The sequence below is a fragment of the Sphingomonas sp. genome, from assembly GCF_035998645.1.
GTDB lineage: Bacteria > Pseudomonadota > Alphaproteobacteria > Sphingomonadales > Sphingomonadaceae > Sphingomonas.
Window position 1 is genome coordinate 491766 of the sequence record NZ_DASYHL010000002.1, and the last position, 25480, is coordinate 517245.

The 25480-nt window shown below is 68.4% G+C and carries 31 protein-coding genes and 1 tRNA gene; 20 read left to right on the forward strand and 12 right to left on the reverse strand.

The annotated features are described in order from the left end of the window. Positions 1 to 2 precede the first annotated feature (2 nt). From ribD to gltX, 4 genes are all read right to left on the reverse strand, one after another. Positions 3 to 965, reverse strand: a complete 963-nt coding sequence (gene ribD, locus VGN66_RS02665) for a bifunctional diaminohydroxyphosphoribosylaminopyrimidine deaminase/5-amino-6-(5-phosphoribosylamino)uracil reductase RibD (RefSeq protein WP_327517295.1) — start codon at positions 963 to 965, stop codon at positions 3 to 5. Continuing rightward, the gene (locus VGN66_RS02670) at positions 962 to 1318 is read right to left on the reverse strand and encodes a hypothetical protein (protein WP_327517296.1); all 357 of its coding nucleotides are present in this window, start codon (positions 1316 to 1318) and stop codon (positions 962 to 964) included. The genes ribD and VGN66_RS02670 overlap by 4 nt, the downstream gene beginning before the upstream one ends. A gap of 43 nt (positions 1319 to 1361) precedes the next feature. After that, the gene (locus tag VGN66_RS02675) at positions 1362 to 2033 is read right to left on the reverse strand and encodes a TonB family protein (RefSeq protein ID WP_327517297.1); all 672 of its coding nucleotides are present in this window, start codon (positions 2031 to 2033) and stop codon (positions 1362 to 1364) included. A gap of 314 nt (positions 2034 to 2347) precedes the next feature. Next, positions 2348 to 3697: a glutamate--tRNA ligase gene (gltX, locus tag VGN66_RS02680; protein ID WP_327517298.1), complete on the reverse strand. Its 1350-nt coding sequence runs from the start codon at positions 3695 to 3697 to the stop codon at positions 2348 to 2350. Between the two features lie 87 nt (positions 3698 to 3784). Here gltX and VGN66_RS02685 point away from each other — a divergent pair. After that, positions 3785 to 3860, forward strand: a tRNA-Val gene (locus VGN66_RS02685). Between the two features lie 35 nt (positions 3861 to 3895). On the opposite strand, the gene VGN66_RS02690 is transcribed toward VGN66_RS02685, so the two are convergent. Further along, positions 3896 to 4258, reverse strand: a complete 363-nt coding sequence (locus tag VGN66_RS02690) for a hypothetical protein (protein WP_327517300.1) — start codon at positions 4256 to 4258, stop codon at positions 3896 to 3898. Positions 4259 to 4365: 107 nt separating this feature from the next. Next, positions 4366 to 4935, reverse strand: coding sequence for a helix-turn-helix transcriptional regulator (locus VGN66_RS02695; protein WP_327517301.1), 570 nt, complete (start codon positions 4933 to 4935; stop codon positions 4366 to 4368). Between the two features lie 93 nt (positions 4936 to 5028). Between VGN66_RS02695 and VGN66_RS02700 the strand changes: the two genes are divergently transcribed. Continuing rightward, complete coding sequence (locus VGN66_RS02700; RefSeq protein WP_327517302.1) at positions 5029 to 5508, forward strand: DUF6456 domain-containing protein; 480 nt, start codon at positions 5029 to 5031, stop codon at positions 5506 to 5508. A gap of 4 nt (positions 5509 to 5512) precedes the next feature. On the opposite strand, the gene VGN66_RS02705 is transcribed toward VGN66_RS02700, so the two are convergent. Genes VGN66_RS02705 through VGN66_RS02715 form a run of 3 tightly spaced genes read right to left on the reverse strand, consistent with a single transcriptional unit; the run spans position 5513 to position 8913 of the window. Beyond that, positions 5513 to 5983, reverse strand: a complete 471-nt coding sequence (locus VGN66_RS02705) for a hypothetical protein (RefSeq protein WP_327517303.1) — start codon at positions 5981 to 5983, stop codon at positions 5513 to 5515. Between the two features lie 3 nt (positions 5984 to 5986). Further along, positions 5987 to 6412, reverse strand: a complete 426-nt coding sequence (locus VGN66_RS02710) for a hypothetical protein (RefSeq protein ID WP_327517304.1) — start codon at positions 6410 to 6412, stop codon at positions 5987 to 5989. Positions 6413 to 6453: 41 nt separating this feature from the next. Next, positions 6454 to 8913, reverse strand: a complete 2460-nt coding sequence (locus VGN66_RS02715; RefSeq protein ID WP_327517305.1) for a DUF2339 domain-containing protein — start codon at positions 8911 to 8913, stop codon at positions 6454 to 6456. A gap of 104 nt (positions 8914 to 9017) precedes the next feature. Here VGN66_RS02715 and dapF point away from each other — a divergent pair, with 104 nt between their 5' ends. Further along, positions 9018 to 9962 carry a diaminopimelate epimerase gene (gene dapF / locus VGN66_RS02720; RefSeq protein WP_327517307.1) on the forward strand — a complete coding sequence of 315 codons (945 nt, stop codon included), beginning with the start codon at positions 9018 to 9020 and terminating at the stop codon, positions 9960 to 9962. Positions 9963 to 10050: 88 nt separating this feature from the next. Then, the gene (locus VGN66_RS02725; RefSeq protein WP_327517309.1) at positions 10051 to 11433 is read left to right on the forward strand and encodes an ADP-ribosylglycohydrolase family protein; all 1383 of its coding nucleotides are present in this window, start codon (positions 10051 to 10053) and stop codon (positions 11431 to 11433) included. An 844-nt stretch (positions 11434 to 12277) separates the two neighbouring features. Here VGN66_RS02725 and VGN66_RS02730 read toward each other — a convergent pair. Continuing rightward, the gene (locus tag VGN66_RS02730) at positions 12278 to 12670 is read right to left on the reverse strand and encodes a hypothetical protein (RefSeq protein WP_327517310.1); all 393 of its coding nucleotides are present in this window, start codon (positions 12668 to 12670) and stop codon (positions 12278 to 12280) included. A gap of 232 nt (positions 12671 to 12902) precedes the next feature. Between VGN66_RS02730 and VGN66_RS02735 the strand changes: the two genes are divergently transcribed. Both VGN66_RS02735 and VGN66_RS02740 read left to right on the forward strand, forming a co-directional pair. Next, positions 12903 to 13529, forward strand: coding sequence for a hypothetical protein (locus tag VGN66_RS02735; protein WP_327517311.1), 627 nt, complete (start codon positions 12903 to 12905; stop codon positions 13527 to 13529). Beyond that, positions 13519 to 14838 (forward strand): DNA-packaging protein, encoded by a 1320-nt coding sequence (locus tag VGN66_RS02740; protein ID WP_327517312.1) that lies wholly within the window; start codon positions 13519 to 13521, stop codon positions 14836 to 14838. The genes VGN66_RS02735 and VGN66_RS02740 overlap by 11 nt, the downstream gene beginning before the upstream one ends. Before the next feature lie 69 nt (positions 14839 to 14907). Here VGN66_RS02740 and VGN66_RS02745 read toward each other — a convergent pair whose 3' ends face one another. Continuing rightward, complete coding sequence (locus VGN66_RS02745; RefSeq protein ID WP_327517313.1) at positions 14908 to 15354, reverse strand: hypothetical protein; 447 nt, start codon at positions 15352 to 15354, stop codon at positions 14908 to 14910. A gap of 296 nt (positions 15355 to 15650) precedes the next feature. Between VGN66_RS02745 and VGN66_RS02750 the strand changes: the two genes are divergently transcribed. The 5 genes from VGN66_RS02750 to VGN66_RS02770 all read left to right on the forward strand — a co-directional run bounded on the left by VGN66_RS02750 (position 15651) and on the right by VGN66_RS02770 (position 19104). After that, positions 15651 to 16391 carry an NRDE family protein gene (locus VGN66_RS02750; protein ID WP_327517314.1) on the forward strand — a complete coding sequence of 247 codons (741 nt, stop codon included), beginning with the start codon at positions 15651 to 15653 and terminating at the stop codon, positions 16389 to 16391. Positions 16392 to 16500: 109 nt separating this feature from the next. Continuing rightward, entirely contained in the window at positions 16501 to 17172 is a 672-nt protein-coding gene (locus tag VGN66_RS02755; protein WP_327517315.1) for a spermidine synthase, read from the forward strand. Between the two features lie 38 nt (positions 17173 to 17210). Next, the gene (locus VGN66_RS02760) at positions 17211 to 18335 is read left to right on the forward strand and encodes a phage portal protein (protein ID WP_327517316.1); all 1125 of its coding nucleotides are present in this window, start codon (positions 17211 to 17213) and stop codon (positions 18333 to 18335) included. A 65-nt stretch (positions 18336 to 18400) separates the two neighbouring features. Further along, the gene (locus tag VGN66_RS02765; protein WP_327517569.1) at positions 18401 to 18649 is read left to right on the forward strand and encodes a DUF6127 family protein; all 249 of its coding nucleotides are present in this window, start codon (positions 18401 to 18403) and stop codon (positions 18647 to 18649) included. Between the two features lie 65 nt (positions 18650 to 18714). Further along, entirely contained in the window at positions 18715 to 19104 is a 390-nt protein-coding gene (locus VGN66_RS02770; protein ID WP_327517570.1) for an HK97 family phage prohead protease, read from the forward strand. Here VGN66_RS02770 and VGN66_RS02775 read toward each other — a convergent pair. Then, on the reverse strand, positions 19097 to 19384 hold the full coding sequence (locus VGN66_RS02775) for a hypothetical protein (protein WP_327517317.1): 288 nt from the start codon (positions 19382 to 19384) through the stop codon (positions 19097 to 19099). The two genes, VGN66_RS02770 and VGN66_RS02775, sit on opposite strands and share 8 nt — an antisense overlap. 199 nt (positions 19385 to 19583) lie before the next feature. On the opposite strand from VGN66_RS02775, the gene VGN66_RS02780 reads away from it, so the two are divergent. From VGN66_RS02780 to VGN66_RS02820, 9 genes are all read left to right on the forward strand, one after another. Then, positions 19584 to 20639: a phage major capsid protein gene (locus VGN66_RS02780; RefSeq protein WP_327517318.1), complete on the forward strand. Its 1056-nt coding sequence runs from the start codon at positions 19584 to 19586 to the stop codon at positions 20637 to 20639. 134 nt (positions 20640 to 20773) lie between these two features. After that, entirely contained in the window at positions 20774 to 22417 is a 1644-nt protein-coding gene (locus VGN66_RS02785) for a hypothetical protein (RefSeq protein WP_327517319.1), read from the forward strand. 362 nt (positions 22418 to 22779) lie between these two features. Next, positions 22780 to 23058, forward strand: coding sequence for a hypothetical protein (locus VGN66_RS02790; protein WP_327517320.1), 279 nt, complete (start codon positions 22780 to 22782; stop codon positions 23056 to 23058). Beyond that, positions 23058 to 23597, forward strand: a complete 540-nt coding sequence (locus VGN66_RS02795; protein WP_327517321.1) for a head-tail connector protein — start codon at positions 23058 to 23060, stop codon at positions 23595 to 23597. Before VGN66_RS02790 ends, VGN66_RS02795 begins: the two co-directional genes overlap by 1 nt. After that, complete coding sequence (gp17, locus tag VGN66_RS02800; protein ID WP_327517322.1) at positions 23594 to 23998, forward strand: tail completion protein gp17; 405 nt, start codon at positions 23594 to 23596, stop codon at positions 23996 to 23998. The genes VGN66_RS02795 and gp17 overlap by 4 nt, the downstream gene beginning before the upstream one ends. A gap of 13 nt (positions 23999 to 24011) precedes the next feature. Continuing rightward, positions 24012 to 24419: a phage major tail protein, TP901-1 family gene (locus VGN66_RS02805; RefSeq protein WP_294017498.1), complete on the forward strand. Its 408-nt coding sequence runs from the start codon at positions 24012 to 24014 to the stop codon at positions 24417 to 24419. Next, positions 24416 to 24724: a gene transfer agent family protein gene (locus VGN66_RS02810; RefSeq protein ID WP_327517323.1), complete on the forward strand. Its 309-nt coding sequence runs from the start codon at positions 24416 to 24418 to the stop codon at positions 24722 to 24724. Before VGN66_RS02805 ends, VGN66_RS02810 begins: the two co-directional genes overlap by 4 nt. Further along, entirely contained in the window at positions 24724 to 24912 is a 189-nt protein-coding gene (locus VGN66_RS02815; protein WP_327517324.1) for a phage tail assembly chaperone, read from the forward strand. Before VGN66_RS02810 ends, VGN66_RS02815 begins: the two co-directional genes overlap by 1 nt. Next, a complete protein-coding gene (locus VGN66_RS02820; protein WP_327517325.1) occupies positions 24905 to 25456 on the forward strand; it encodes a tail tape measure protein in 552 nt (183 codons plus the stop codon). The genes VGN66_RS02815 and VGN66_RS02820 overlap by 8 nt, the downstream gene beginning before the upstream one ends. Positions 25457 to 25480 lie beyond the last annotated feature (24 nt).

Sequence of the window (25480 nt, forward strand, 5' to 3'; positions counted from 1 at the left end):
TCCTATCCTCTGGCGCGCTCGTAGACCTCGAGCCGGTCGCTGCCAAGCATGCGTGCGTCGTGCAATGTCCAGCGGCCATGCGCCGGGTCGAGGGTGGCGAGGCCGAGATCGGCGAGCCCCGGCTTGCCGCCAAGCAGGACCGGCGCGCGGTAGAGCAGCAGCCGGTCGACCAGATCGGCGCGGAGGAAGGCAGCGGCGGTCTGTGCGCCGCCCTCGACCAGTAGGTGGTCGACGCCGTCGAGGTCGCCAATCGCCTCGGGCGCGGCGAGTCGCTCCCAGCCGGGGACGTGGCTGGAGGAGAGCAGGATGCGGCGTGGGCTGCGATCCTCAAGGCCGGGGACGCGGACGTCGAGCATGGGCGCATCGGCATCCAGCGTGCCGCGCCCAACGAGAATCGCCTCGTGCCGCGCGCGCTCAAGATGTGCGTGCTGGCGGGCGCGCGGGCCGGTGATCCAGCGGCTAGTCCCATTGGTGAGCGCGATGCAGCCGTCGAGCGAGGTGGCGAGCTTGAGCGTGACGCATGGCCGGCCCAAGGCGCGACGGGTCAGGAAGCCCGCCATGCTGCGCTCGGCCTCACCCGCGCGAATTCCGGCCGTCACCGCGATACCCGCTGGCTCAAGGCGCGCGATGCCGCGTCCGTCGGTGCGGGGATCGGGGTCGCGCAGCGCGATGACCGCGCGCGCGATTCCCGCCGCAACCAGCGAGTCGGCACAGGCCGGACCGCGCGGCGAGTCATGCGCGCAGGGTTCGAGCGTCACGTAAGCGGTCGCACCGCGCGCTGCCTCGCCCGCCTGGGCCAGCGCCATCGCTTCGGCATGGGGGCGGCCGCCGGGCTGGGTCCAGCCGCGTCCGACGACGCGACCCTCTCCCACGATCACACAGCCGACATTGGGATTGGGCGCGGTACGGCCCCGCGCGCGCTCGGCAAGCGCGAGCGCGGCACCCATCCACGCGGCGTCGTTCAAATCCCGTATTCTTTCAGCTTGTCGTCGATCTTCTTGTATTCGCGCTTCTTCTTTTCCGCCTTCGCCTTTTGCTCGGCGATGCGTTTCTGGCGGATCGGTTCGTCGATCTTTTGCTGGGCGATGATCTCGTCGATCGTCCGATCTTCGCGCCAATTCTGGAAATAGACGATCTCGCGCTTATACGGCTTCTCGAAATACGAGTCCTTGTAGAAGCCGAACAGGACCAGACCGGTAGTGATCGCGGCGGCGAGCAGGAACCATAGCTGGTAGCGGTGGCGGATGCGCAGGACGTTGCGCAGATCCGCCAGCGCGCCGACCGTCGAGACGGGGCGATCGGGTTTGAAGAACCTCATGGCGGCCAAGATAGGGATTTCGGCGCCACGGGGCCAGTCCCTCTCAATCCACCAATTTGAAACTCAGCGTCATCGTCATCCAGTCCTCATAGGGCACGCCGTCGCGCGTCGCGGGCTTGAAGCGCCAGCGGGACAGGGCATGGCGGCGGGTGGTTTCGGACAGGCCCTTGCTCGGCGTGCGGAGGATCTCGATCGCCTTTACCCGGCCATCGACGCCGACGAGCACGCGCGCGGTCAGCTTGCCTTCGGTCTGATTGCGGATTTCGGAGCTGGGATAGGGCGGCTGGAGCGAGTCGGCGTAGCGCGGATCGACCGTCGCGCCGATCATCACCGGCGGCTTGGGTGGGTCGGCGACAACGCCGCCACCTGAGAGCGGGCCGGGGTCGGCGGGCGGGTCGCTGGTGATCGAAGTATATTCGGTGGTTGATGTGAAGTTGCCCGCCGCAGTCCGCGTCTCGACCAGCGGGTCCGGCTGATGCGGCGCGGGGGTGGTGCGACGCTCGACCACCTTGTTCGTCTCCGGCTTTGGCGGCGGCGGGGTCGGCTTGGGCTGGTCGATTGGAACATCGATGATCTTGATCGGCGGATCGGTCAGGATCGGGATGACCGATGGGCCGACAAGGGTTGCGCCGAAGCCGACAGCGGCAAGGACGAGGAGCGAAGCGCCGGCACTGGCCGGGCGCGATGCGGAAGGCTGATAGCGGTTGGTGTGCATGACAGGCTCTCCATCATTCCGGTCTTTGCCGGTGATATAGATGATATACCATCACACAAGAGTTGCAAAATCCTTTCTTCGTGGCGAGCGGGGGTGAACTGGTGCCGATTGAGAGAAAGCAGGTCTGGAGCAACGCCCATTAAACCCGACTCACACAGCCGCTTGTGCTGAGCTTGTCGAAGCACCGAGTACCACGCTTGTTGGGAGCGGCCCTTCGACAATGACCAGGTGGAACGTCCCCCGGACGTTCCAGCCAAAGCCGGGGGCTTTGGCGACCTGATCATCAGGGCAAACGGCTGTAGAGAGATCCAGATTTAACGCGCGATGCTCTTGCCGCGCAGCCGCTCGATCGCTCGATCGCGGCCGATCAGGGGGAGCAATGCTGCCATATCCGGTCCCGAGTCGCGGCCGGTAAGCGCGCGGCGCAGCGGGTGGAACAGCGCGCGGCCCTTGCGCCCGGTCGCCTCCTTGAGCGCGCCGGTCAGCGCGTGCCAGGGGTCGGCGGTCCAGTCGATCGTCGCTGCGACCTGCGCCGCAGAGGCGAGGAACGCGGCGTCCTCCGGATCGGGGGTGGCGTCGACCGGACCTGCAACCACTTGCCACCAGTCACCCGAACCCGCGACCGTTTCGAGGTTCGGGCGGATCGCGTCCCATGCCGCAGCGTCCATGCCATTCGGCAGCCGATCGGCGACGGCTTCGAACGGCAGCTGGTGGACGATGCGCGCGTTGATATGCGCCAGTTCGGCTTCATCGAACCGCGCGGGCGCGCGGCCGAATCGGGCGAAGTCGAACCCGGCGATCAGCGGGGCGCGGTCGGCATGCGGTTCCACCGGGTCGCTGGTGCCAAGCCGCGCGAGCAGGGCGATGATCGCCTGCGGCTCGAGCCCGGTGTCGCGGAAATGGTCGCAGCCGAGCGAGCCGAGTCGCTTCGACAATTTCCCTTCGCTCCCGGTCAGCAGCGCTTCATGCGCGAAGGCGGGCGGGGCGGCATCGAGCGCGGCGAACATCTGGACCTGCGCGGCGGTGTTGGACACGTGATCTTCGCCGCGCACGACATGGGTGATGCCCATGTCGATATCGTCGATGACCGAGGGCAGCAAATAGAGCCACGACCCGTCGGCGCGGCGAATGACCGGATCGCTCATCGTCGCCGGATCGAAGCGCTGGGGCCCGCGGATCAGGTCGGTCCATTCGATCGGCGCGCCTCCGTCGAGTTTGAAGCGCCAGTGCGGTCGGGTCCCCGCAGCCTCCAGCGCGGCGCGGTCGGCGTCGCTGAGCGCCAGCGCGGCGCGGTCGTAGATCGGGGGCAGGCCGCGCCCGAGCTGAATCTTGCGCTTGAGCTCAAGCTCCTGCTGGCTTTCATAGGCCGGATAGATGCGGCCCGCCGCGACGAGTTCGGCAAAGCGGCTCTCGTACAGGTCGAAGCGCTGCGACTGGCGCTCCTCGCCATCGGGATCGAGGCCAAGCCAGGCGAGATCGGCGCGGATCGCGTCGACATAGGCCTCTTGCGAGCGTTCGGCGTCGGTATCGTCGATGCGCAGCAGGAAGCGCCCACCGGTCTTGCGCGCCCACATCCAGTTGTGGAGCGCGGTGCGGATATTGCCGACATGCAGGTGGCCGGTGGGGCTGGGCGCGAAGCGGGTGACGACGGGCGTGCTGGTCATCCGCGCGCGCTAGCCGATTTGGTGGCGCGATGGAAAGCGCCGCGCATCTTTACGCGCGCGGCGGTTGCGCCTATCGGGGCGCGGTCCGGGCGCTTAGCTCAGTTGGTAGAGCATCTCGTTTACACCGAGAGGGTCGGCGGTTCGAGCCCGTCAGCGCCCACCAGATACTCCGGATTCGGGTTCAGCCGTAGAACCAACTCAATTGGCGGTGATCGACGATTTTCCGCCGGTCAGCTTCAGCGTGACATAGCTGTTGTCGCAGACATTGGCGCTGCTGAAGACCATTGTCGTGGCGTCTTCAAAGGTCGCGCGCAGGTCGAATCGGCATTGGCTGGACGGGCGATCGAACCGCACGGTCGTCTTCGCGCCGGGCTTGATCACCGGCGAGCGGCGTGCCGCCTCTTCCTCCAATCCAGCCTTCCAGTCCGCCGATCCGGTCGGTGCGATTTCGATCGTCTTGATCGGCTTGCCCGTGCCGTTGGTCAGGACGAAGTCCCAATCCTCGGCAAGTGCAGGTGACGCGACGAACAGGGCCAGCGTGAGCCCGGTCAGGTAGTGCATTGGCATCCCTCCCCTAAAAGGACGGACGTCAGCATGCGCCTGCGTGACGCGCGACGCAAGATAGGGGGAAATGCGGATGGCCGTGCGTGCAGAAGCGCCCCGCAACGCTAAAGCGACCGGACTAGGCGGGTGGCGCAGGCGATCCAGGGCGGGTCGGCGACCACCTGTTGCCGCGCGCCGGGGCCGAGGGGCAAGATGTTGAGCCGTCCGCCTTCGCCTTCATGCGCGATCAGACGGCCGAACAGGAAGCGGCCCGCCGGGCGGGGGATCAGCACGTCGCGGTTGAGCGCCTGACCGAAGGCGGCGGGGGCGAGGCGGTGGCACCAGATCTCGTCGCCTGCGCGATAGTCGCCGATGCTGCCACTGACCGTGACCGCCACCAGATCGGGCTCCGCGACCGGCGGTGCGACGGTGGCGGGGCGGCGCAGCGCCTGTGCCCCGCTCGAATCGAGGCTGGCGGCGACCGGGATGTCGGGGCGATCGGGCAGGCGGACGAGGTCGGCGGCATCGACGCCAAGCGCGGCGGCGATGCGGTTGAGCCAGACCACCGATACGGTGCGGGTGCCGGTCTCAAGCCGCCCGATCGTCTGCGCCGTGGTGGGCGGATCGCAGCGCTGTGCGACTTCTTCCAGCGTCAGGCCCTTGGCGCGGCGGACTTCGCGGATCGCGGTGATCAATGGCGGCTCCTGATAACCGATACGGTTAAACTGCTTTCCTACAAGCGTGACTCAATGGCAAGTCCGATTCGCAAGTGCGTGAAGGAGCGGCGAATGCGGGAACTGGTCGAGCGGACGATCGAAGATGGCCATGTGGTACGGCATGCCCCGGTGCGGCGAACCGGGCGAAGGGTGACTGTGAATGACGCCGAATCGCCGCTGGCGTGGTTGCGGGCGAGGGGAATGGTCGATGCGCGCCAGTTCGAGGCGGGCGAGCGGCTGCGCGACGATTACGAGATGGCGGCGCTGGGGCCGCGCGTGACGATGCGCTGGGATGCGGCACCGGCGGCGCGGCGCGGCGGCGGGCCGGGAGTCGGACTCGACCCGACCGAGGCGCAGATCGCGGCGAAGCGGCGGTTCGATGAGGCGATTGCGGCGGCGGGACGTGGGCTGGCGGACATATTGTGGCGGGTGATTTGCGCGGGGGAGAGCGTCCCGACGGCGGAAAAGGCGCTGGCGTGGCCGGCGCGCGCGGGTCGGCTGGTGCTGACCCTCGCGCTCGACCGCCTTGCCGACCATTACCGCCTGCCGTGACCGTTCAGTTCATCAGCAGGAGCACGTCGGTCGCATCGGCACCGCGATTGGCGACGCGGGCGACGAGCGATCCGCCGCCTGCCGGGATGCGGCAGGTGAGCAATGCGCCGCCGCTGCTGTCCGCGCAGAGCTGGCGACCCGCCGCGTCGAGGATCGTCAGCGCAACCGGCGTAGTGCCGATGCGGCGGACGGCGATGGTCGCGGCGGCATCGGCACTGCGGGTGATCGGCAGCGACCAGGTCGCGCCAGCGGGGACGGTCTGGCGGATCGAGCTGGGGCCGGAACCGAGCACGCCGCGCGACGCTTCAGCCTCTGCCTCCGCGACCTCGGCGAGCAGGCTGGGGTCGCCTGCCGCCAGCGTTCGCGCTTCGGCGCGCATCTCGCTGCCGGTGACGGGGCGTGGACGATCTTCGCCTCGAACGGGCAGCGCGGCGACGGTGAGCGCGAGGGCGATCAGGCGGAGGGCGGCGCGCATCGATCAGGCCGCGTTCGCTGGGCGGGGGCCGGTCCAGACCGGTGTGCCGACGCGGAACCGGACTTGCGGTGCCGGGGTGGCGGACAGGCCGATGCCGTTGCCGCGATAGCCGACGACCCAGCTCTCGGCGGCGTAGCAAGTGCCGCGCGCCGGGCGGGCATAGCCGTATTGCACGGCGTCGATCTCGGCGAGCATCGCGGGATCGCTGCGGGCGAGCAGGCGCGCCTCGGCATAGAGCGCGGGGGCGGTGGTCGCGCCGCGGACGAACATGCTGCGGGGAAGAGTGGCGAGCAGCTTGGCCGCTTCGAGCATCGCCAGCGGATCCTGTGCGGCGCGGGCATAGCTGGCGAGCTCACCCGACAGAGCGATGTTGCGGGCGGCGTCGAGATCGGTGTCGGCGGGGTCGACGATGTGGACGGTGCGGGTCATCTGGGCCTCCTGTTGCTGTGAGGCCGTTGATGCCGTCCGGGTCAGGCGTCCGCCACTGACGCTTTCGGTCGCGCGGCGAGGAAGCGGCGATAGACCCACCCGATGCCGATCAGCGCGATGCCGAGGCCGAGGAAGGAGAGGATGCGGAGCAACCCGTCGAGCGCGGCGGCGTCGATCAGGAACACCTTCACTGTAACGAAGGTGAGCAGACCCAGCCCGGCTAGGCGCAGGTCGCGGCTGCCCGAGCGGATGCCAAGCGTCAGCCCGGCAAGCGCAAGGAGGAGGAGGGCAGCGGAGTAGCCATAATTTTCTCCGGTGCCGATCGGGCCGGTGATGATGCCGCCATGCGCGGCCTGACGGACGGCGGCGAGGGCGGCAACCAGGGCGGCGGCGATGGCGGCGCGGGTCGCAAGCGGCTGGGGCAGGAAGCGGTAAAGCCAGAAACCGCCGAGCGCCGCGTGCAGCGCGAGCGGGAAGATGGCGACCTGCTGCGCGACGAAAATGGGGTTGAGGACGATCAGGTCGAACCAGAGCAGGCGGCCGAGCGCGAGGCCGAACAGGGGCAGCGCGATGGCGGGGAGGCGGCCGCGCAGCACGAAGGCGGCGGCGAACAGCGCGTGGGTGATCGCTGCGCGCTCGATGAAGCCAAGGCTTTCGAAACGGATGTCGCTGGCGATGGCGAGCGGGAGCTTGGCGAGATGGTAGAGCAGCAGCAGCGCGGCGGTGATGCCGATGCCGAGCGCTGCGTTGCGCAGCCGACCGAACTGGCGCGAATCCGGGGCGAGCAGCGCGATGGTGGCGATCAGCGGGACGAGCGCGCGGAGTGCTTCGGCGAGGGGTGGCAGGAGCGAATAGGTGACGCCTTCACCGGCGAGCGACTGGGCGATGAGCAGGGCGTAGTCGAGGATCGACTCGATCGCGGCGATCAGGATCGCGGCGATGCCGAGCGCGGGCAGGGTGAGCAGCGCACGGTCGCCGGTGTGCCGCGCCCACAGGCCGATGGCGATCGTGGCGATAGCGAAGACCGCACCGACCCACTCGATCGCGAGCAGCTGGCCGGCGGCGGTTGCGAACAGGATCGCTGCGGCGAGCGCGCCGCCGATGAGGCCGGGGTCATTGCTGTCGATCGCGGTGCGGCGGCGCCAGCAAACGAAGCCGGTAAGCGCGGCGGCGATGAGTTCGACGATTGCCCATTGCCAGTCGGCAAGGCGCGATGGCTCAAGCAGGTTGGCGAGCAGGACCGGTCCGGCGATGCCGCCGAGCGCGATCACCGCCCAGCTGCGCGCGCGGTCGAGCAGGACAAGGCCGGGGGCGGCGAAGAGCAAGGCCAGGACCGGCGCGGCGATGAAGGTCGCGCCGTGGTCGGGGGCGACCAACGCCGCGGCGAGCAGGGCGAGCGAGAGGCCGAGCGCGGCGAGCGCTCCGGGCAAATGGCGTTCGTCGCGCCAGGCGAGGATCAGCGCGGCGGCGGCGAGGACGAGGTAGAAGCTCCAGGCAAAGCCGTCGAACTGCAGCGCCGGCGCGAAGATCAGCAGCTGGATCAGCCCGGCGACGAGCGGGGCTGTGCGTAGCCAGGCGCTGGTGACCCCGGCGCGCGGGAGGGCGAGCGTGGCGGCAAGCGCGAGGGCGATGACGAAGGCCGCAGGGCCGGTCAGCCGGGTCGGCTCCAGCGCGACGAGCAGGAAATTGACCCAGCCAAAGCCGACCACCGTCGCGGCGAGCGCGAGCCAGCCCCAGCCGCGGTGAATGGCGAGGCCGAACAATGCCGCAGTGAACAGGCCGAGATAAGCGAGCAAAGGCCCGATTCCGGCGGCGTCATAACCGGCGACCAGCGGGGCGATGAAGCCCCCGGCGAGCGCCAGCACTGCGGTGGGCGGGCCGTGGCGCAATGCGAGGAACAGGCCGAGCGCGGTGACGCCGATCATCAGGACGAAAGCGGGAAGTGGGCCGATCAGGTGATACAGCGCGGCGGCGATGTAGAGCGTCGCGTAGCTGCTGGCGATGCCGGCGCCGGCGAGCGCCTGGGCGACGCGGGGGTCTTCGGCGAGCGCGGGGATACGGCGGGCGGCTTCGCTCGCGCCGACGAGAACGACCGCGAAGAGCGCGGCGAGGATGGTGCGGACTGCTGGCGTGAGCAGGCCGATTTCGACGGCGTAGCGGACGAGGAAGAAGCCCGCGACGACCAAGGCGACCGCGCCAATCCAGACGGGAAGGCGTGCGCCGATCAGCGATTCCAGGCTGGGGCGGTCAGTATCCGGCTCGGGTGTGGGGGCGGGCGGCGCTGGCGGGGCTTCGACGCGTTTGACCGGCGGGGTGATGGCTGGGCGCGGGGGTGTGGCCTCAGCGATGGGAGCGGGTTCCGCCGCGCGGGTCGGCTGGGGCTCTGCCCGCGGGCTGCGTTCGAGCCACTCGATCCGCCGCGTCAGCGCCCGCAGCCGCTGGCCCTGCGCCATCGCCACGATGCCGAGCGCCACCACGGCGAGGAACAATATGCCGTCCATTCCGGACCTTGTGGCAGCTTGGCCGCAGTCGCGCCAGCGCCGGTTTGCGGCGGGCAAGACGAACTGCAGTTGCGTGCGCGCCGAGGCGGCGTAGAGGTCAGTATATGGAACTGAGCTTCACGAAATGTCATGGGTCGGGGAATGATTTCGCCCTTTTGGACGCCCGCGCCATCGAGCTAGACGATGCGGGTTGGGGGCGGATTGCGCGGGCGTTGAGTGACCGGGCCGGGCCGGTTGGGGCAGATGGGATTTTGCTTCTGAATCAGGGAGTTGATGGGTCGGATTTTTCGATGCGGGTGATCAATGCAGATGGGTCCGAACCAGAGACTTGTTTGAATGGGTTGCGGTGCGTGGCTCGGGCGGGGTTTGAGGCACTTGGGCTGGATGCGGCGCGGGTGCGGTTGCGGACGAGTGGGGCGCACGTGGCGCGTGAGGAGAGCCTTGCGCCGGGCGTTTATACTGTGCGCGAGACGGTGGGGCCGGTGGCGACCGATCCGGCGGTGGTGGGGTTGCGGGTTGCTGCGCCGGTGATCGAGGCGGTGGTGCCGGGACTGCCGAGCGACCGCGCCTTTACCGCGCTGGCGATGCCGAACCCGCATCTGATCGCGTTCGTCGAGCGGGTCGATGTCGCGGAGCTGGTCGCGCTGGGCAGCTGGTGCGAGGCGGGGCCGGCGCTGCTGGTCGATCGCGCCAATGTGAGCTTTGTCGAAGTGCGCGGCGATGACCTGTTCGTGCAGACATTCGAGCGCGGGGTCGGGCTGACCAATGCGTGCGGGAGCGCGATGGCGGCGTCGGCACATGCCGCGGGGCTGACCGGGCGGTTGCCGTTCGGAGAATGGCTGACGGTGTTCAACCCCGGCGGTCGGGTGCGCGCGCGCGCCGAGGGGCCGGCGGGGGGCGACGCGGTGACGATCGCGGGCAATGCGACGTTCGAATGGGACGGGGTGATCGAGATCGACCCGGCGACTGGTACTGCGGGCGCGCTGCGCGTGGTGCGGCGGCGCGAGGACGAGGTCGCGGCCTGGGCGGCGGCGGTCGGAGCGCCCTGACGCCTCGACCTTAGCGTTCTGCGCCAATAGGAACAGGCGACGATGCGAAGGGCGGCGAGGTCCGACCCCGGTTCGAGGAGAGAGACTGTTGCGCCGCCTGATGCTGCCTGCCCTGATCATGTGCCTGTCCGCCTGTTCGACGACCGCGCCGGGACCTGCGGCAAAGATGGCGGCAGCGCAGCCCGCCGCGCTGGAGATCGACCGCGCCGGCTATGCCCGGCGGATGGAGGGGTTTTGGCTCGGCCAGAGCATCGCCAATTGGACCGGGTTGGTCACCGAGATGGACAAGATCGGCGGCGACGGGCCGCATGGCCGATTCTACACGCGCGACGATTGGGGCCAGCCCGACCAGCCGAGCATCTTTGACCCGACCAAGCCGAGCCCGATTTCACCGACGATCGATTTCGTGCTGCGCGGCCCGGGCGAGAGCTGGGGCGCGGATGATGATACCGATATCGAATATATCTATCAGGAGGCGCTGCTGAAGCACGGCACCAGCATCCTGACGCCGCAGCAGATCCGGCAGGCGTGGATCGACCATATCTATGACGAGAAGCAGCCGACGCCGTACGGCAAGGACGAAACCGGCAACCAGAATTATCTGTGGGTGTCGAACCAGCGCGCGCACGAACTGATGCTGGCGGGCGTGCTGCCGCCCGAAACCTCCGACCCTGCGCGCAACGAACATTGGGAGATGATCGACGCGCAGCTGTCGACCGAGATTTTCGGCCTGTTCGCGCCGGGCCGCCCCGACATCGCGCTGCGCATGGCCGATCTGCCGATCCGCACCACAGCGCGGGGGGGCGCCGCTGATATTTCGCGCTTCCATGTCGTGCTCCACGCGCTGTCGGCACAGGTCGATCCGGCGCGACCGCTGGGGCCGCAATTGCGTGACATCGCCGCGCAGGCGAGCCGGGTGCTGCCCGAGGGGGGCTATCCGCTGGCGATGTACCGGTTCGTGCTGGGGCAATATGAGAGCGGGGTGCGCTGGGAAGCGGCGCGCAACGCGGTCTATCGCCGCTATCAGGTAGAAATGGCGGATGGCTACGACATCTCCGCGCGCAAGATCTACTGCAATGGCTGTTTCGCGGGGGGCATCAATTTTGCGGCGGGGTTGGTCAGCTATTTCTATGGCGAGGGCGATCTGCGCGAGACAATCCGGATCGGCACGCTGGCGGGATGGGATTCGGACAATCCCACCGCGACGTGGGGCGGGCTGATCGGGTCGATCATGGGCCGCGAGCGGATCGAGGCTGCGTTCGGGCGGAAGCTGTCGGGGAGCTTTCACATCCATCGGACGCGCAAGGGGTTTGCGAATAACGGGTACGACGAGTTCGCGGCGATGGGGACGCGGGCGCTGGGGATTGTCGATCGTGCGGTGGTCGAGGAGGCCGGGGGGCGGGTTGATCCTGTGCGGGGGCGGTGGGTGATTCCGAGGGCGGAGGGGGTGTGGGGGCCGGGGGGTAAGTAGGGGCTGTTTTCGGGTGCCTTGCGGACCTCCTGAAACTGAGACAATTTCGTGCGATGCGGAGGCCATGGTTCATCAGCGCGCCGATCCTGACATGCCTTGTCAGTTGTTCGAACGAGCAACCCCGGCCCAAAGCCTGTAATGGCTCCGCGTTGGCGGTTTACCAGCCGGATGAGGGGCCACGCTCTGCTCAACATGCACTGAAAATTGCTCGCGATCTTTCTACGGCTTCGGTCATGACGCCGCATGGGCGCGTTACGCACAAGGTCGAGCAGTGCGGGGAGCGTGATCGCGATTGCATCATTTTTCCCATTTCGATTTCGAAGCCACCCGATGGAAAAGCAACGTGGGACACAGCGGCGCATTCATGCCGGCGGGTCGGCGCACAGGGGGACGCGGTCGTCTACTCCTGTCGTGATTTGCAGGGCGGGTGGGCAACGCGATTTTCGATGGACGCCCCGAGGGGCGTGACCTCCTTTGTTCGCCACCACCCGCAATTTGGCAGCTTCCGCTCGACCTTGACCTCGGCATGCGGCTTGTTTTCAACCTAGCCGGGCCGCTGGGCCGCTTCTCCCCCAATGCTGCCATGCCGGTAATCGCCCGCGTGTTCTGGGGCCCTGTCGCCCCTAGCGGCTCAGTCGCGTGTAGTGCGGTGGATGCTGAAACAAGTTCAGCATGACAGAAGGAGGGGTGTTGGCGTCCTGGCGGTTGCTTCGTCGGGCCTTGCTGCGACTGGGCTGCTTGGCAAAGGTAGCCTTGTCCCGGGTCAAGCCCGGGATGACGATTGTAGAAGGAGGTGGCTGGCGCGCTCACCCAACGCCAACTTACGCCTCTGGAAGAGGGGGATTTAGCCCTTTGTCTTGGCCGGCTTCTTTGCCTTTTCCGGCGGGTCGCCGTCGATCTTGACCAGTGAGTCGAGGTGGCATTCGCCGTCGCGGGGGACGATGATGCTGGCGTGGCGGTCGATGCCGCCGATGCCGGGTGAGGGCTTGAAGGCGATGCGCGCGGCCCAGGGCAGTCCCTGACACGGGGCGAAGAAGGTGCCGCGATACCATTGCCGGCCGGCGCGCAGATAGATGACATCGTCACCCTCAGCCCGAAAGTCGCGAACCGAAGACGGAAAGGGAATGCGCGCCTCTTTGGCAGCGGGCGCCGCAGCGTCCTGCGCGGTGGCGGGGAGGGCGGTGGCGAGGAGGGCCAGTGGGGCGAGCAGGGCGGCGGGGGCGCGGCGGTGGGTCATGGGTGGAGCATGGCACAGAAGCGATGAACCGGCGATGGATGATTGAACGAACCAAATGGGAACAAAGCGCTTGACATCGTCACGCTCATTCGGTACATAACAGGAACGCTGAAGAATTGCGAGTCGCGGCGATCGGGTCGCTGAGCGCAGTCTTTGGGGGATTGGAAATCGGGTGAAGTCGGGCCGGGGCGGGGACGCCTGTCGGCCCGATTTGCGTTGGGGAGGGGCGAGAATGCCGATGGGATGCCGCATCAATCTGGATGGACAGCGGGTGGCGACCGGCAAAGGTGCGCGCGCCCGTTGGAGCAAGGCGATGCGAGTCGCGTTTCTCGACCACCTCGCTGCCACATGCAACGTCGCCCAATCGGCTGCCATTGCGAATGTGAGCGTGGAAACCGTTTATGCGCACCGGCGACGCGACGCCCGTTTCGCCGAGCAGTGGGAAGCGGCACTGGCGCTTGGCTATCAGATGGTCGAGACGCTGCTGCTGGGCCATGTGATCGCGGGCAACCGCACCAGCGATCACGTCAATACTCAGCAGTGCGAACAGCCGCTGATCGATTTCGACGCAGCGATGCGCTTGCTCGCGGCCCATCGCAGGCCGGAAGCGAAGCCGCGAAAGGGCGGACCCCCGCTGCAATTTGCCGCTCCTGACGAGACCGACGCCGTGCTGCTCAAGCGACTGAAGGTGATCGAGATGCGGCGCGCGCGTGAGGCGCAATGTGCCGCGCCGGTGGCCGCAGGCACGGCCGGGTTGCTGGCGCAGGATGCGGGCGCGGGCGCGGGCGATCCGGTCCCGGCACGCGATGCGGTGATCGATCACGCCCCGCAGGCGGAGGGTGCGCGCGATGGCGAGTGATGCGGAGATCGGCGCGTTCATCGACCGACTGATCGCGCTGCCCGATGAAGAACGCGGCTATGCGGTGCGCGGGATGACGAAGCCGATGCGGCGCGAGTTCCTCGCGCGGTGGAAGCTGTGGGCGCATGGCGGACAGCTGATGCCGCCGGGTGACTGGCGGGTGTGGCTGATCCGTGCGGGGCGCGGCTTTGGCAAGACGCGGGCGGGGAGCGAATGGGTCAACCAGCTGGCGCTGGACGAACCCGAGGGACGCTTTGCGCTGGTCGGCGCGAGCCTGGACGAAGTGCGGCGGGTGATGATCGAGGGGCAGTCGGGGCTGATCGCGACCGCGCGGTCGGACCGGCAACCGGTGTGGAAGGCGAGCGCGCGTGAGCTGCACTGGCCGTCGGGCGCGGTCGGCTTTGCCTATTCGGCGGAGTCGCCCGAGGGGCTGCGCGGCCCGGAGCATCATGCCGCCTGGGCCGATGAGCTGGGCAAATGGGGCCGCCGGGGCGATGCGGCGTGGGACAATCTGGCGATGGGATTGCGGCTGGGCGAGCGGCCGCGGGTGCTGGTGACGACGACGCCGCGGCCGACGCGGCTGATGCGGCGGGTGATGGCGCTGCCGAGCTGTATCGAGACGCGCGGGGCGACGCGGGACAATCCGCATCTGCCGGCGAGTTTCGTCGCGGCGATGGAGGCCGAATATGGCGGCACGCGGCTGGGGCGGCAGGAGCTGGACGGCGAATTGCTGAGCGATGTGCCGGGGGCGCTGTGGACGCGGGCGATGATCGAGGCTGCGCGCGGCGTGACGGTGGATGCGCCGGTGCGCGTGGTGGTCGGCGTCGATCCGCCGGCGAGCGCGGAGGGCGATGCGTGCGGGATCGTCGCGGTGGCGATCGATGCTGTCGGGCGGCTGTGCGTGCTGGAGGATGCGAGCGTTGGCGGCCTGTCGCCCGAGGGCTGGGCACAGGCGGTGGCGGCGTGCGCCGACCGGCATGGCGCGGATCGGGTGGCGGCGGAGAAGAACCAGGGCGGCGACATGGTGGAGAGCGTGCTGCGCGCGGCGGCGGTGGCGATGCCGGTGCGGCTGGTCCATGCCAGCCGGGGGAAGGCGGCGCGGGCGGAACCGATCGCGGCATTGTATGAACGGCGGCGGGTGCGGCACGCGCGGGCCTTTGCGGCGCTGGAGGATGAGCTGTGCGGGCTGGTGCGCGGCGGCGATTATGCCGGGCCGGGGCGCTCGCCGGATCGCGCCGATGCGCTGGTGTGGGCGGCGTGGGAGCTGGTGTTCGGGTGGAAGGGCGAGGTTGGGGTGCGGGGGACGTAGGGTTTGAGGCGTTGCGGGCCAGAGCCGGAACGATGATCGCTTCGTCAGCTATTGGGTGGGAAGCGGCCCTTAACCGGGACCGACTTCCGGCTCAGAACCTGCGAACTCCAGTCCACAGGCTGTTTCGAGCGCTTTGTTGGCCCTCAACAGCAAGGGCAGGACTTGGGTCTGTTCGTCATGCGGGATGTCAGTCCCGATCTTGCTCCAGCGGTGAACGACATGGGTCTTGCCGTTAGGAAGCAGAGCAAGGTCAAGCGAATAGCCGTATTGAACAGGCGGCGCAAAATAGTTGAACTGAGTCACTTCAGTGCCGCGCGGGAAGCCACGGGCGAAGCGCCCTCCTTCGCTAACGTAGGTCGCGCGGCTGACCTCAGATGCAACGGTTTGCAACGCCTGTTCCACGCACTGGCTATCGACCCGCCCGGAGAAGTCCTTCTCCCAGCCTACATGAACACCGGGATCGCAGGCAGAGACCAACAGTCCTGCGGTAGCCGGGATCAGAAGACGAAGGTTCATGGGTGTCGAATGCATCAACGGGCCTATGTCGGCAACGGGGTCGTTAGCCGACCGTCCGCTTACAGCCAGATGGAGGTTCGGACGCCTTGCGCTTCAATCCTCCCCCGCCAGGGGAGGCGTCAGCGGAGCTGACGGAGGGGGCGGAAGCACGACGGCAAGAGGCTCAAGCGCACAGCCGTCCTCCCCCTCCGTCGGCCCGGATCAAGTCCGGGCCGCCACCTCCCCCTGGCGGGGGAGGATTTTTGGATGTCGATACGCCCTAGCTGTGGCCACTTACCCTCGCTAAGCCTCCGCGCATGTGCGTGCTGGCGTTGGCGTGGGGGATGCATCCCAATTGGCGGTTGGTCGCTGCGGGGAACCGTGACGAGCGGCATGCGCGCGCGACTGCGCCGCTGTCGCGCTGGATGGCGCCCAAGCCTGCCAACACCCCGGTCATTGGCGGGCGCGATCTGGAGGCTGGGGGCAGCTGGCTGGCGGTGAACGAGGCCGGGCGGCTGGCGGCGGTGACCAATGTGCGGGGTGAGGCGGTTGATCCGGCGCGGTTGTCGCGCGGGGGGCTGGTGACCGATATGCTCGCCGGGCATGAGCCGGAGGATCTGAACGCGTATAATCCGTTCAACCTGATCGCGGTGGACCGCGACGGGCCGATCTATCTGTCGAACCGGCCCGATCCGGTGCGGCGGCCGCTGAGCCCGGGGATGCATGGGCTGTCGAACGGGCTGTTCGACACCTTGTGGCCCAAGACGATCCGGGTGCAGATGGCGCTGACCGCGTGGCTGGAGGCGGGGAGTTCGTCGCTGGAGCCGCTGTTCGCGGCGCTCGCCGATGAGCGGCCGGCGGGGGCGGCCGAGCGCTATGAGCCCGATCCCTATGAGCCGGTGGATTCGCCGGTGTTCATCCGCAACCCGGTTTATGGGACGCGGGCGAGTACGGTGGTGACGGTGGATCACCTGGGGCGCGGGCGGATTGCCGAGCGGCGGTTTAATTCGACCGGGCTGCTCGAGGGTGAGAGCGTTTTGAGTTTTACGTGGGCGTGATTTGCGGGTTTCGGCACCGGCCCGCTCCCCCACCCGGCCACCCAGACGGTACACTTGGTGGGTGGCCGGGTGGGGGAGCGGGCCGGTGCCGCCAACAAGGGAAAAGACGATGACACCTCGGGAGCTGATCGGTGTGGCCGAGGTGCCGGGCGGGGAACCGTTGCGGCTGGTGCGGCACGGGCGGGATCACATCATCATGCTCGAGCGCAACGAGCTGATGTCGAGCCGGATGAGCGGATCGGAAGAGGCGCTGGCGGATATGACGCTGGACCGGCTGAGCGATCCGGTGAGCGCGCGGTTGTTGATCGGCGGATATGGCATGGGATTTACGCTGCGCGCGGCGCTCAGGCGGCTGGGGCCGAAGGGGTGGGCGTGTGTGGTCGAGTTGGTGCCGGGCATCATCGAATGGGCGCGCGGGCCGATGGCGGAACTGGCCGACGGGTGCCTGGATGATCCGCGCACGCAGCTGGTGATGGGCGATGTCGGCGCGGAGATTGCGCGCAGTCGGGGCAGCTGGGAGGCGATCCTGCTGGATGTCGACAATGGGCCGGACGGGCTGACGCGCGACGCGAATAACGGGCTGTACACGATGCGCGGGCTGGAGCGGGCGCGGGCGGCGCTGGCTCCGGGCGGGGTGCTGGCGGTGTGGTCGGCGGGGCCGGACCCGGCCTTTACGCGGCGGATGCGCGATGCGGGGTTCGAGGTTGAAGAGGTGCAGGTGCGGGCGCGGCAGAATGGCAAGGGACCGCGGCACGTGATCTGGTTCGGTAAGAAGCGCTAGGCGCTCAATCGCCGCGAGGCGATCACGGGAGATCAATTATGAAATGGTTCGGGCGGAAGTCCGGGCGCGAGGGTTCGCGTCCGGTGTTGGCGCGTGGGCAAGGCGCGGGCGCGGTGCTGGGTGAGTGGCCGCAGAGTTATGAGGCGCAGGTGCGGGCCGGCTATGCCGCCAACCCGGTGGCGCAGCGGGCGGTGAAGATCATTGCCGAGGGCGTCGCGGCGGCGCCGGTCGCGGCGAGCGATGCGGCGCTGCTGAAGCTGGTCACGACGCGGAGCCAGGGGCAGGAGCTGGGGGCGACGATCGCCGCGCAGCTGTTGCTGCATGGCAATGCCTATGTGCAGTTGCTGGGCGATGGCTCGGGGGGTGTCGCGGAGCTGTTCGCGCTGCGGCCCGAGCGGGTGAGCGTCGAGACCGATGCCGGGGGGTGGCCGGTCGGCTATCGCTATCGTGTCGGCGGGAGCGTCAGGGTGATCGCGGCGGAGGATGCGGCGGGGCGGCCGCAGGTCGTACATTTGAAGGCGTTCAACCCGGTCGACGATCATTATGGGCTTGGCTGCCTGGGCGCGGCGTCGGGGGCGATCGCGATCCACAATGCGGCGACGCGGTGGAACAAGGCGCTGCTCGACAACGCCGCGCGACCTTCGGGGGCGCTGGTGTACGAGCCGGGGGACGGGAGTGCGCTGTCGCCATCGCAGTTCGAGCGGTTGAAGAGCGAGATGGAAGCCGGCTTCGCTGGGGCCGCCAATGCCGGGCGGCCGATGCTGCTGGAGGGCGGGCTTAAATGGCAGGCGATGAGCCTGACGCCGGCCGACATGGATTTCGTCGGGCTGAAGGCGGCGGCGGCGCGCGAGATCGCGCTGGCGTTCGGCGTGCCGCCGATGCTGATCGGCCTGCCCGGCGACAATAGCTATGCGAACTATCGCGAGGCGAACAAGGCGGTGTGGCGGATGACGATCCTGCCGCTGGCGGACAAGATCCTGACCGAATTGGCGCAGGGGCTGTCGCCGTGGTTTCCCGATGCGCGGCTGGGGGTCGCGGTCGATAAGGTGTCGGCGATGGCCGAGGACCGCGAGCGGCTGTGGCGCAGCGTCAGCGGGGCGGAGTTCCTGACCACCGAGGAGAAGCGCGCGATGCTGGGGATTGGCCAGGGGATCGGGGCGTGAGCGCGCCGGTCGACGGCAAGCTGCTGGCGCAGCTGATCGCGCAGGGGTCGGCCGAGGGCGCGGATATGGCGACGCTGCGCGCGGTGGCGGAGGAAGCGGGCGAACTCGGGGCGAGCCGGGCGCTGGCGCGGCTGGGGCTCGACGATCCGCATGCCGGCAAGGACATGGGCGAGTTGCGCGAGCTGTTGGAGGCGTGGCGCGATGCGAAGCGGTCGGCGGTGAAGGCGGTGGCCGGGTGGGTGGTGCGGATGCTGCTGGCGCTGGTCGTGGTGGGGCTGGCGGTGAAATTGGGGTTTTGGGGGGTGGGGAAGTGATGCAGCGTCAGGTGCGGCTCGGTGCCTTGTCTCCCTCCCGCGAGCGGGAGGGGAGTGAAGGTGCGATGCCCGGCGTCCGCTTTGCCGGTTATGCGGCGGTGTTCGATGTGCCGGACCGGGGCGGGGATGTGATCCGGGCCGGGGCGTTTGGCGAGAGCGTGCGGCGGGTGCCGTTGCTGTGGCAGCATCGCGGGCGACCGGTCGGGGTGATCGAGGCGATCGGGGAGGATGCGCGCGGGCTGCGTGTGATGGCGCGGGTCGATGCGCCGGAGCTGGCGGTATTGGTCGCGCGGGGCGCGGTGAATGGCCTCAGCTTTGGGTATCGGACCGTGAAGGCGCGGCAGGGGCGGTGGCGCGAGATCGAGGCGCTGGAGCTGTGCGAGGTGAGCCTGGTGGCACGGCCGATGCAGGCGCTAGCGCGGGTGCATGCGGTGGAGGCACCCGCGGCTAGCTAAGCCGGCGGGCGTTGGCGCGCACTTTGCGGCGGTAGTGGGCGAGTGCCTTGCGGGTGGTGGTGGCGGGGCTCATGCCCATGGCGCCGGTCATCATCGCCATCTGAAGTTCGAACGCAGCGGTCATTTTTTCGGAGACCATCAATTCGGTCTCGCGCTGCGCTTCGGGGCCGCCCTGGGCGATCTTGGTTGCGCGCAGGCCGATCACGGCTGCGGATTCCCAGCCGAGGGACCAGGCGTCGAATCCGGCGTTCATCCAGCTTCTGTTCGATCGTTTGGACATTTGGAATTCCCGGAGTGACGGTGCGTCGCGGTCCTAACGATACAGGATCGTGGATGGGCCCGCATGGGCGCGAATATGGCGGATAGCCGATTCATTTTCTGAGACGACGGGGTTCGCCGGACGCGGGCCCCCTCCACCATCGCTTTGCGATGGTCCCCCTCCCCGTTCCGGGGAGGATTTTTGATGGTGGGAGAAGATCATGGAAACGAAGGCGGATGTCCTCGAACAGTCGTTCGAGGCGGTGGAAGCGGCTGGGGTGCCGGTGGCGCGGCCGATGTTGAGTGGCGCGCGCAGCATGGGTGGCGCGGCGTTCGAGGGGTTTTTGCGCAGCGGCAGCGGCGCGCTGGAGATGAAGGCGCTGTCGGGCGTGAGCGGGGCCGAGGGCGGTTATGCCGTACCGCGCGAGATCGACGCATTGGTCGATGCGACGCTGGCGAGCATTTCGCCGATCCGTGCGATCGCCAATGTCGTGACGGTGGGTAGCGCGGGGTATCGCAAGCTGGTCGCGTCGGGCGGGACCGAATCGGGCTGGGCGAGCGAAACGGCGACGCGCGACGAGACCGATACGCCGGTGTTCAACGAGATCGCCCCGCCGATGGGCGATCTGTTCGCCAATCCGGCGGCGAGCCAGGCGATGCTGGACGATGGCGCGTTCGATGTCGAAGCGTGGCTGGCCGACGAGATTGCGCGCGAATTTGCGCGGGCCGAGGGGGCGGCGTTCGTCAGCGGCAACGGGACGAACAAGCCCAAGGGGTTTCTGAGCTATGCCACTGCGGCGACCGGCGATGACGCGCGGGCTTTCGGGACGCTGCAGCATATCGTGTCGGGTGCGGCGGGCGCGTTTGCGGCCAATCCCGAGGAACGGCTGATCGACCTGGTTCAGGCGTTGCGGCCGCCATATCGGCAGGGCGCGGTGTTTGCCATGAATTCGGCGACGCTGGCGCGCATCCGCAAGTTCAAGACTAGCGACGGCGCGTTGCTGTGGCAGCCGTCGCTGAGCGCGGGGCAGCCGGCGAGCCTGCTCGGTTATCCGGTGGTCGAGGCCGAGGACATGCCCGACATCGCGGCCAACTCGCTGTCGATCGCGTTCGGCAATTTCAAGGCCGGGTATTTGATCGCCGAGCGCGGCGAGACGCAGATCCTGCGCGATCCGTACAGCAACAAGCCGTTCGTGCACTTCTATGCCACCAAGCGGGTCGGCGGTGCGGTGACGAATTCGGAAGCGATCAAGATCATGAAGTTCGCCGCATCCTGATGCGGCGCGACGGAGCGCGGTTTGCAGGGTGGAAACCATTGCGATTCTGCGGTTCGTTGCACCCCTGATACCGTCGGGCCGGGGCGAAGCGGGCGCCCCGGCCGGTTCCGACATTTTTCCGCAGGAGCACAGACATGGCTGATTTGATTTACGCAGACCTGGTCGAGGAAACGACAACGACGACCGGGACCGGCGCGATCACGCCGGGCGGCGCGGTGACCGGATCGCGCAGTTTTGCGTCGGTACTGAGCGAAGGCGACCAGTTTTACTATGCGATCGACGGCGCGCCCGCAGATGCGAGCGTGTTCGAAGTCGGCATCGGCACCTTTACCAGCGGGACGATCGTGCGCGATCCGATCGTCTCGTCGGACGGCACCAGCGCCGTCGATCTGCCGGCCGGTACCAAGACCGTATCGCTGACCGTCGCCGCCGAATTCTACGAGACGGTTCAGGCGCATGACGTGTTCGCGGCGTGGCAGGCGATGCCCGGCAACGCGACGGGAACGGTGACTGACTTTCTCAACGCGATGGCGAATGTCGACGGGCTGGTGCTCGATCCGCCCGTGCTGGAAAGCGGCATCTTCAGCCAGCTGGTGATCGACCAGCAGGCGCCGGTGTCGGGCATGACCAACAGCCAGGGCGGCAATGACGCGGTCAACCTGCGCCTGATCCAGAACGGATCGCTGGTGACCAATGGTCCGACCAGCCAGCCCAATTACTACAACACCGTCCTGTCGCTGGGGTTCAACCAGACCAACGCCTTTGCCCCGCTGAACACCGACATGCCGTCGGCATCCTATCGGATCGAAAGCAAGTTCGCGCAGGGCGCGCCGAGCGATCCGTTCATCGTCGAGTTTCACAGCTCGATGTTCCCGGCGAGCGACCCGAACAACGAGTATCGGCTGTTTTCCGGGACGGTGCCGCATCTGGTCAGCGACTGGGACGGGGTCGGCGCGGACTATACGATGCGCGCGAACAATTACCGCTTTACCAGCGGTATGGGCGATGACCGCATCAACATCCGGCTGGGGGCGGTCGGCAACGAGGTCGAACTGAAGGATAATGGGGCGGGCAAGCCGCATCCGTGGCTGTTGTTCGGGACCAACAATCGCGCGGTGGCGCAGCAGAAGAATGCCGCGGGCAATGCCTATCTGCCGCTGCCCTATCGCAACCAGTTCGACAATCATCATCTGGGCGGTGGTGCATTGTACCTGGTGACGCCGACCCAGCCGACGCCCTCGGGCGACAATGCTGGCTTTGTGCTCAACCTGACCAGCGGGGTGGCGAACGGGACGGCGATCCGCGTCTATATCCCGACGATCACGGGTGGTGATTTCAACGCGCAGTTCACGCAAGGATCGGTCACCGGCAAGCTGGCGCAGGTGGTGTACAACACGAATGGCAGCGCGATGCTGGACCTGCAGGTGCTGAACGGCACGGGGTCCGATGCGCTGCTGGGCTTCACCAACAATGGCGGCGGGGGCAGCTTCACCATCGGTTATGACAATAGCGATGGCGACAAGCTGAAGATCGAGAAGAGCTATCGGTCGGTCGGCAATGCCGCGAACCTGTTCGTCGAATTCGATCCGACGATCAACGTCGCTTATTTCGCCAAGCCGCCGAAGCTGCCGAGTCACGCAGTGTCGGCCTTGCCTGCCGCCGCGACGGTCGGCGCGGGTGCGATGGCATATTGCACCAATGAAAGCGGCGGGGCGGTGCCGGTCTTTTCCGATGGCACCGACTGGCGGCGGGTGACCGATCGTGCGGTGGTAAGCTGATGCGCGCGGCGATCGGCGCGGCACCGCTTGCTGCTACGCCGATCGCCGGACGGCGCCGCCGGGCGGGACCATCCGGTGCAGCCTGGGCGGTTCCGTTGGCGGCGAGCGGACTGATCGCATCGGACGCGCGCGATGCGCGCGCCGGGGCGGTGCGTAGCGACGCGGGGGCGGGGGATCCTGCTCGGCTGGAGCGCATCCGGCTCCGGCTGGAGGCAGTGGCGGCTGGCGGCGGCCGGACGGAGCATCGGGTGCGAGCGGTCGCACCGGAGACTCGCGCAGACTGACATGGTCGGCGAAGTGCGATGATGAGGGGGCGGTCCTGCGGGGCCGCCCCCTTTTTTCTTGGGAGCAGGGGGCGAGCGATGGGCATCTTTCTGAAGGATCCGGCGGCGGCGCTGGACTATGCGATCGACTGGGCGGCGATTGCGGGCGCGGCGGGGCTGAGCGCGAGTAGCTGGGCGGTCGAGCCGGTGCATGACGAGGGGCTGGCGGTGGTGGCGGAGGCGGTCAGCGGGCCGCGCTGTGCTGCGACCGTTGAGGGCGGGCGTCCAGGGATCGTCTATCGCCTGACCAATCGGGTGAGCTGGAGTGACGGGCGGCGCGATGCGCGCTCGCTCGACGTGCGGGTGGAGCGGCGGTGATGGTCGAGACGATCGTGCCGCCCGAGACGGCCCCCGTCGCGCTGGCGGAGCTGCGCGCGTTCCTGCGGATCGAGGGGGTGGATGGCGATGCCGAGCTGGCGGCGCAGCTGCGCGTTGCGACCGAGCTGTGCGAGGGGTTTATCGGGGCGCCATTGCTGGAGCGGACGCTGCGCGAGACGCTGGCGGCGCGGGCGGAGTGGCAGGCGCTGAGTGTATCGCCGGTGCGGGCGGTGACTTCGGTCGATGCGCTGTTGGGTGATGGCAGCGCGGTGGCGCTGGGACTTGAAACCTATGGAATCGATATCGATGCGACGGGGCGCGGATGGGTGCGCTGTGCGGCCGGCGTGGGGCGGGTTGCGGTGACCTATCGCGCGGGGAGCGCGGGTGACTGGAACGCGGTGCCCGAGCCGGTGCGGCACGGCATTCTGCGGCTGGCGGCGCATTTGCGGATGGATGGCGATGGCGTGCCGCCGGCGGCGGTGACGGCATTGTGGCGACCGTGGCGGGTGATGCGGCTGGGCGCGGGGGCGGTGCGATGAGCGCGGCGGTGGTGCTGACGGAAGCGATCCGGGCGGCGCTGACTGCTCACCGGCCGCTGTCGGATCAATTGGCGGGGGTGTTCGATGCGCCGCCGGTGCGTGCGGCGACGCCGCATGCGGTGATCGGTGAAGCGTTGCTGAGCGACTGGAGCACCAAGGACATGGCCGGGCGCGAGGCGCGTGTTGTTGTGAGCTTGCACGATGCCGGGGAGAGCCCGGCGCGGTTGCGGCGGCTTTTGGGCGAGCTGGAAACCGCTGTGGCCGCGATGCCGCGGGCGATCGGCGGCGGCTGGGAGCTTGCGAGCCGGGTGCTGTTGCGCGCGCGGATCGAGCGGAAGGGCGAGGGGCGCTGGGTCGCGACGAGCGAGTGGCGGCTGCGGATGTTGAAGAGCGGGATCTGAGGGAGATCGAGTCATGGCGGTGGAGAAGGGAAGCGCGTTCCTGTTGAAGGTGGGCGATGGCGGGTCGCCGGTCGCCTATGCGACGGTGGCGGGGCTGCGCACGACGCAGCTGAGCGTCAATGGCGAGGCGGTGGCGATCACGTCGAAGGATTCAGGCGCGTGGCGCGAATTGCTGTCGGGCGCGGGGGTGCGATCGGTCAGCGTGTCGGCGGCGGGGGTGTTTACCGGGTCGGCGGCGGAGACGCGGATCCGGGGCAATGCGCTGAGCGGGGTGATCGACGATTATCGGCTGAGCTTCGAGAGCGGGGAGACGATGACCGGTCGGTTCCTGGTCACGCGGCTGGACTATGCCGGGGATTTCAACGGGGAGCGGAGTTACACGCTGAACCTGGAGAGCTCCGGGCCGGTGGTGTCGGCATGAGTGCGAATTCGGCACGGGGCGAGGCGTGCGTGCGGGTTGCGGGGGTGGAGCTGGTGTTGCGCCCGTCGTTCAGCGCGCTGGTTGCCGCCGAGCAGGAAGTGGGACCGTTATTTGCGCTGGTCGAGCGGGCGGCTGAGGGGCGGCTCGGGCTGGGCGAGATAGTCGCGTTGTTCTGGCATTGCCTGAAGGACCGGCCCGAGGGGCTGACCCGTGAGGCGTTTGGCGAGGGGGTTGCGGCGGGCGGACTTGCCGGCGCGACCCCGGCGCTGCGCGTGCTGATCGGGCAGATTCTGGCGGGGCGATAATGTTCGCCGAGCGCGCCGCGCTGTTGGCGGGGCAGGCGGGGGTGGCGTTCGGGTGGACGCCGGAGCTGTTCTGGAATGCGACCCCGGCCGAGCTGGCGGCACTGGTGCGGGCGGTGGCTGGCGAAGAGGTCGCGCCGCCCGATCGCGACACGATCGCGCAGTTGATGGAGGCGTTTCCCGATGGATGACGAGATCGAAAATATGATGGTGCGGGTGCGCGCCGATACGCAGGGCTTTGCTCGCGATGTCGCCGAGATGCGTGCGGCGATCGACGGGCCATTGCAGGCCGGGGCGGACCGGGCGGGGCGCGCGGTCGAGACGGCGCTGTTGCGCGCGGTGCGGACGGGCAAGCTCGGCTTTGAGGATTTGAAGCGGGTGGCGTCGCAGGTGCTGGCCGAGATCGCCGCGGAGGCGGTGCGCGGGGGGATGGCTGCGATCTTTGGCAGCGGCGGGATTGCCGGGGCGATCGGGGGGCTGTTTGGACTGCCCGGCCGCGCGACCGGTGGGCCGGTGGCACCGGGGCGGGGCTATATCGTTGGCGAGCGCGGGCCGGAGCTGTTCGTGCCGACGACGAGCGGGCGGGTCGAGGTGCCGGTTCAGGGTGGCGGGCGTGATGTGCGGGTTGCGATCACGATCCATGCGCCGGGCGGCGGTGAGGCTGCGGGGGCGCTGCGGCAATCGGGGCGGCAGGTGGCGCGGGCGGTGAAGGCGGCGCTGGCGGGGGTTGAGTGAGTTGTCCCCCTCCCGCTTGCGGGA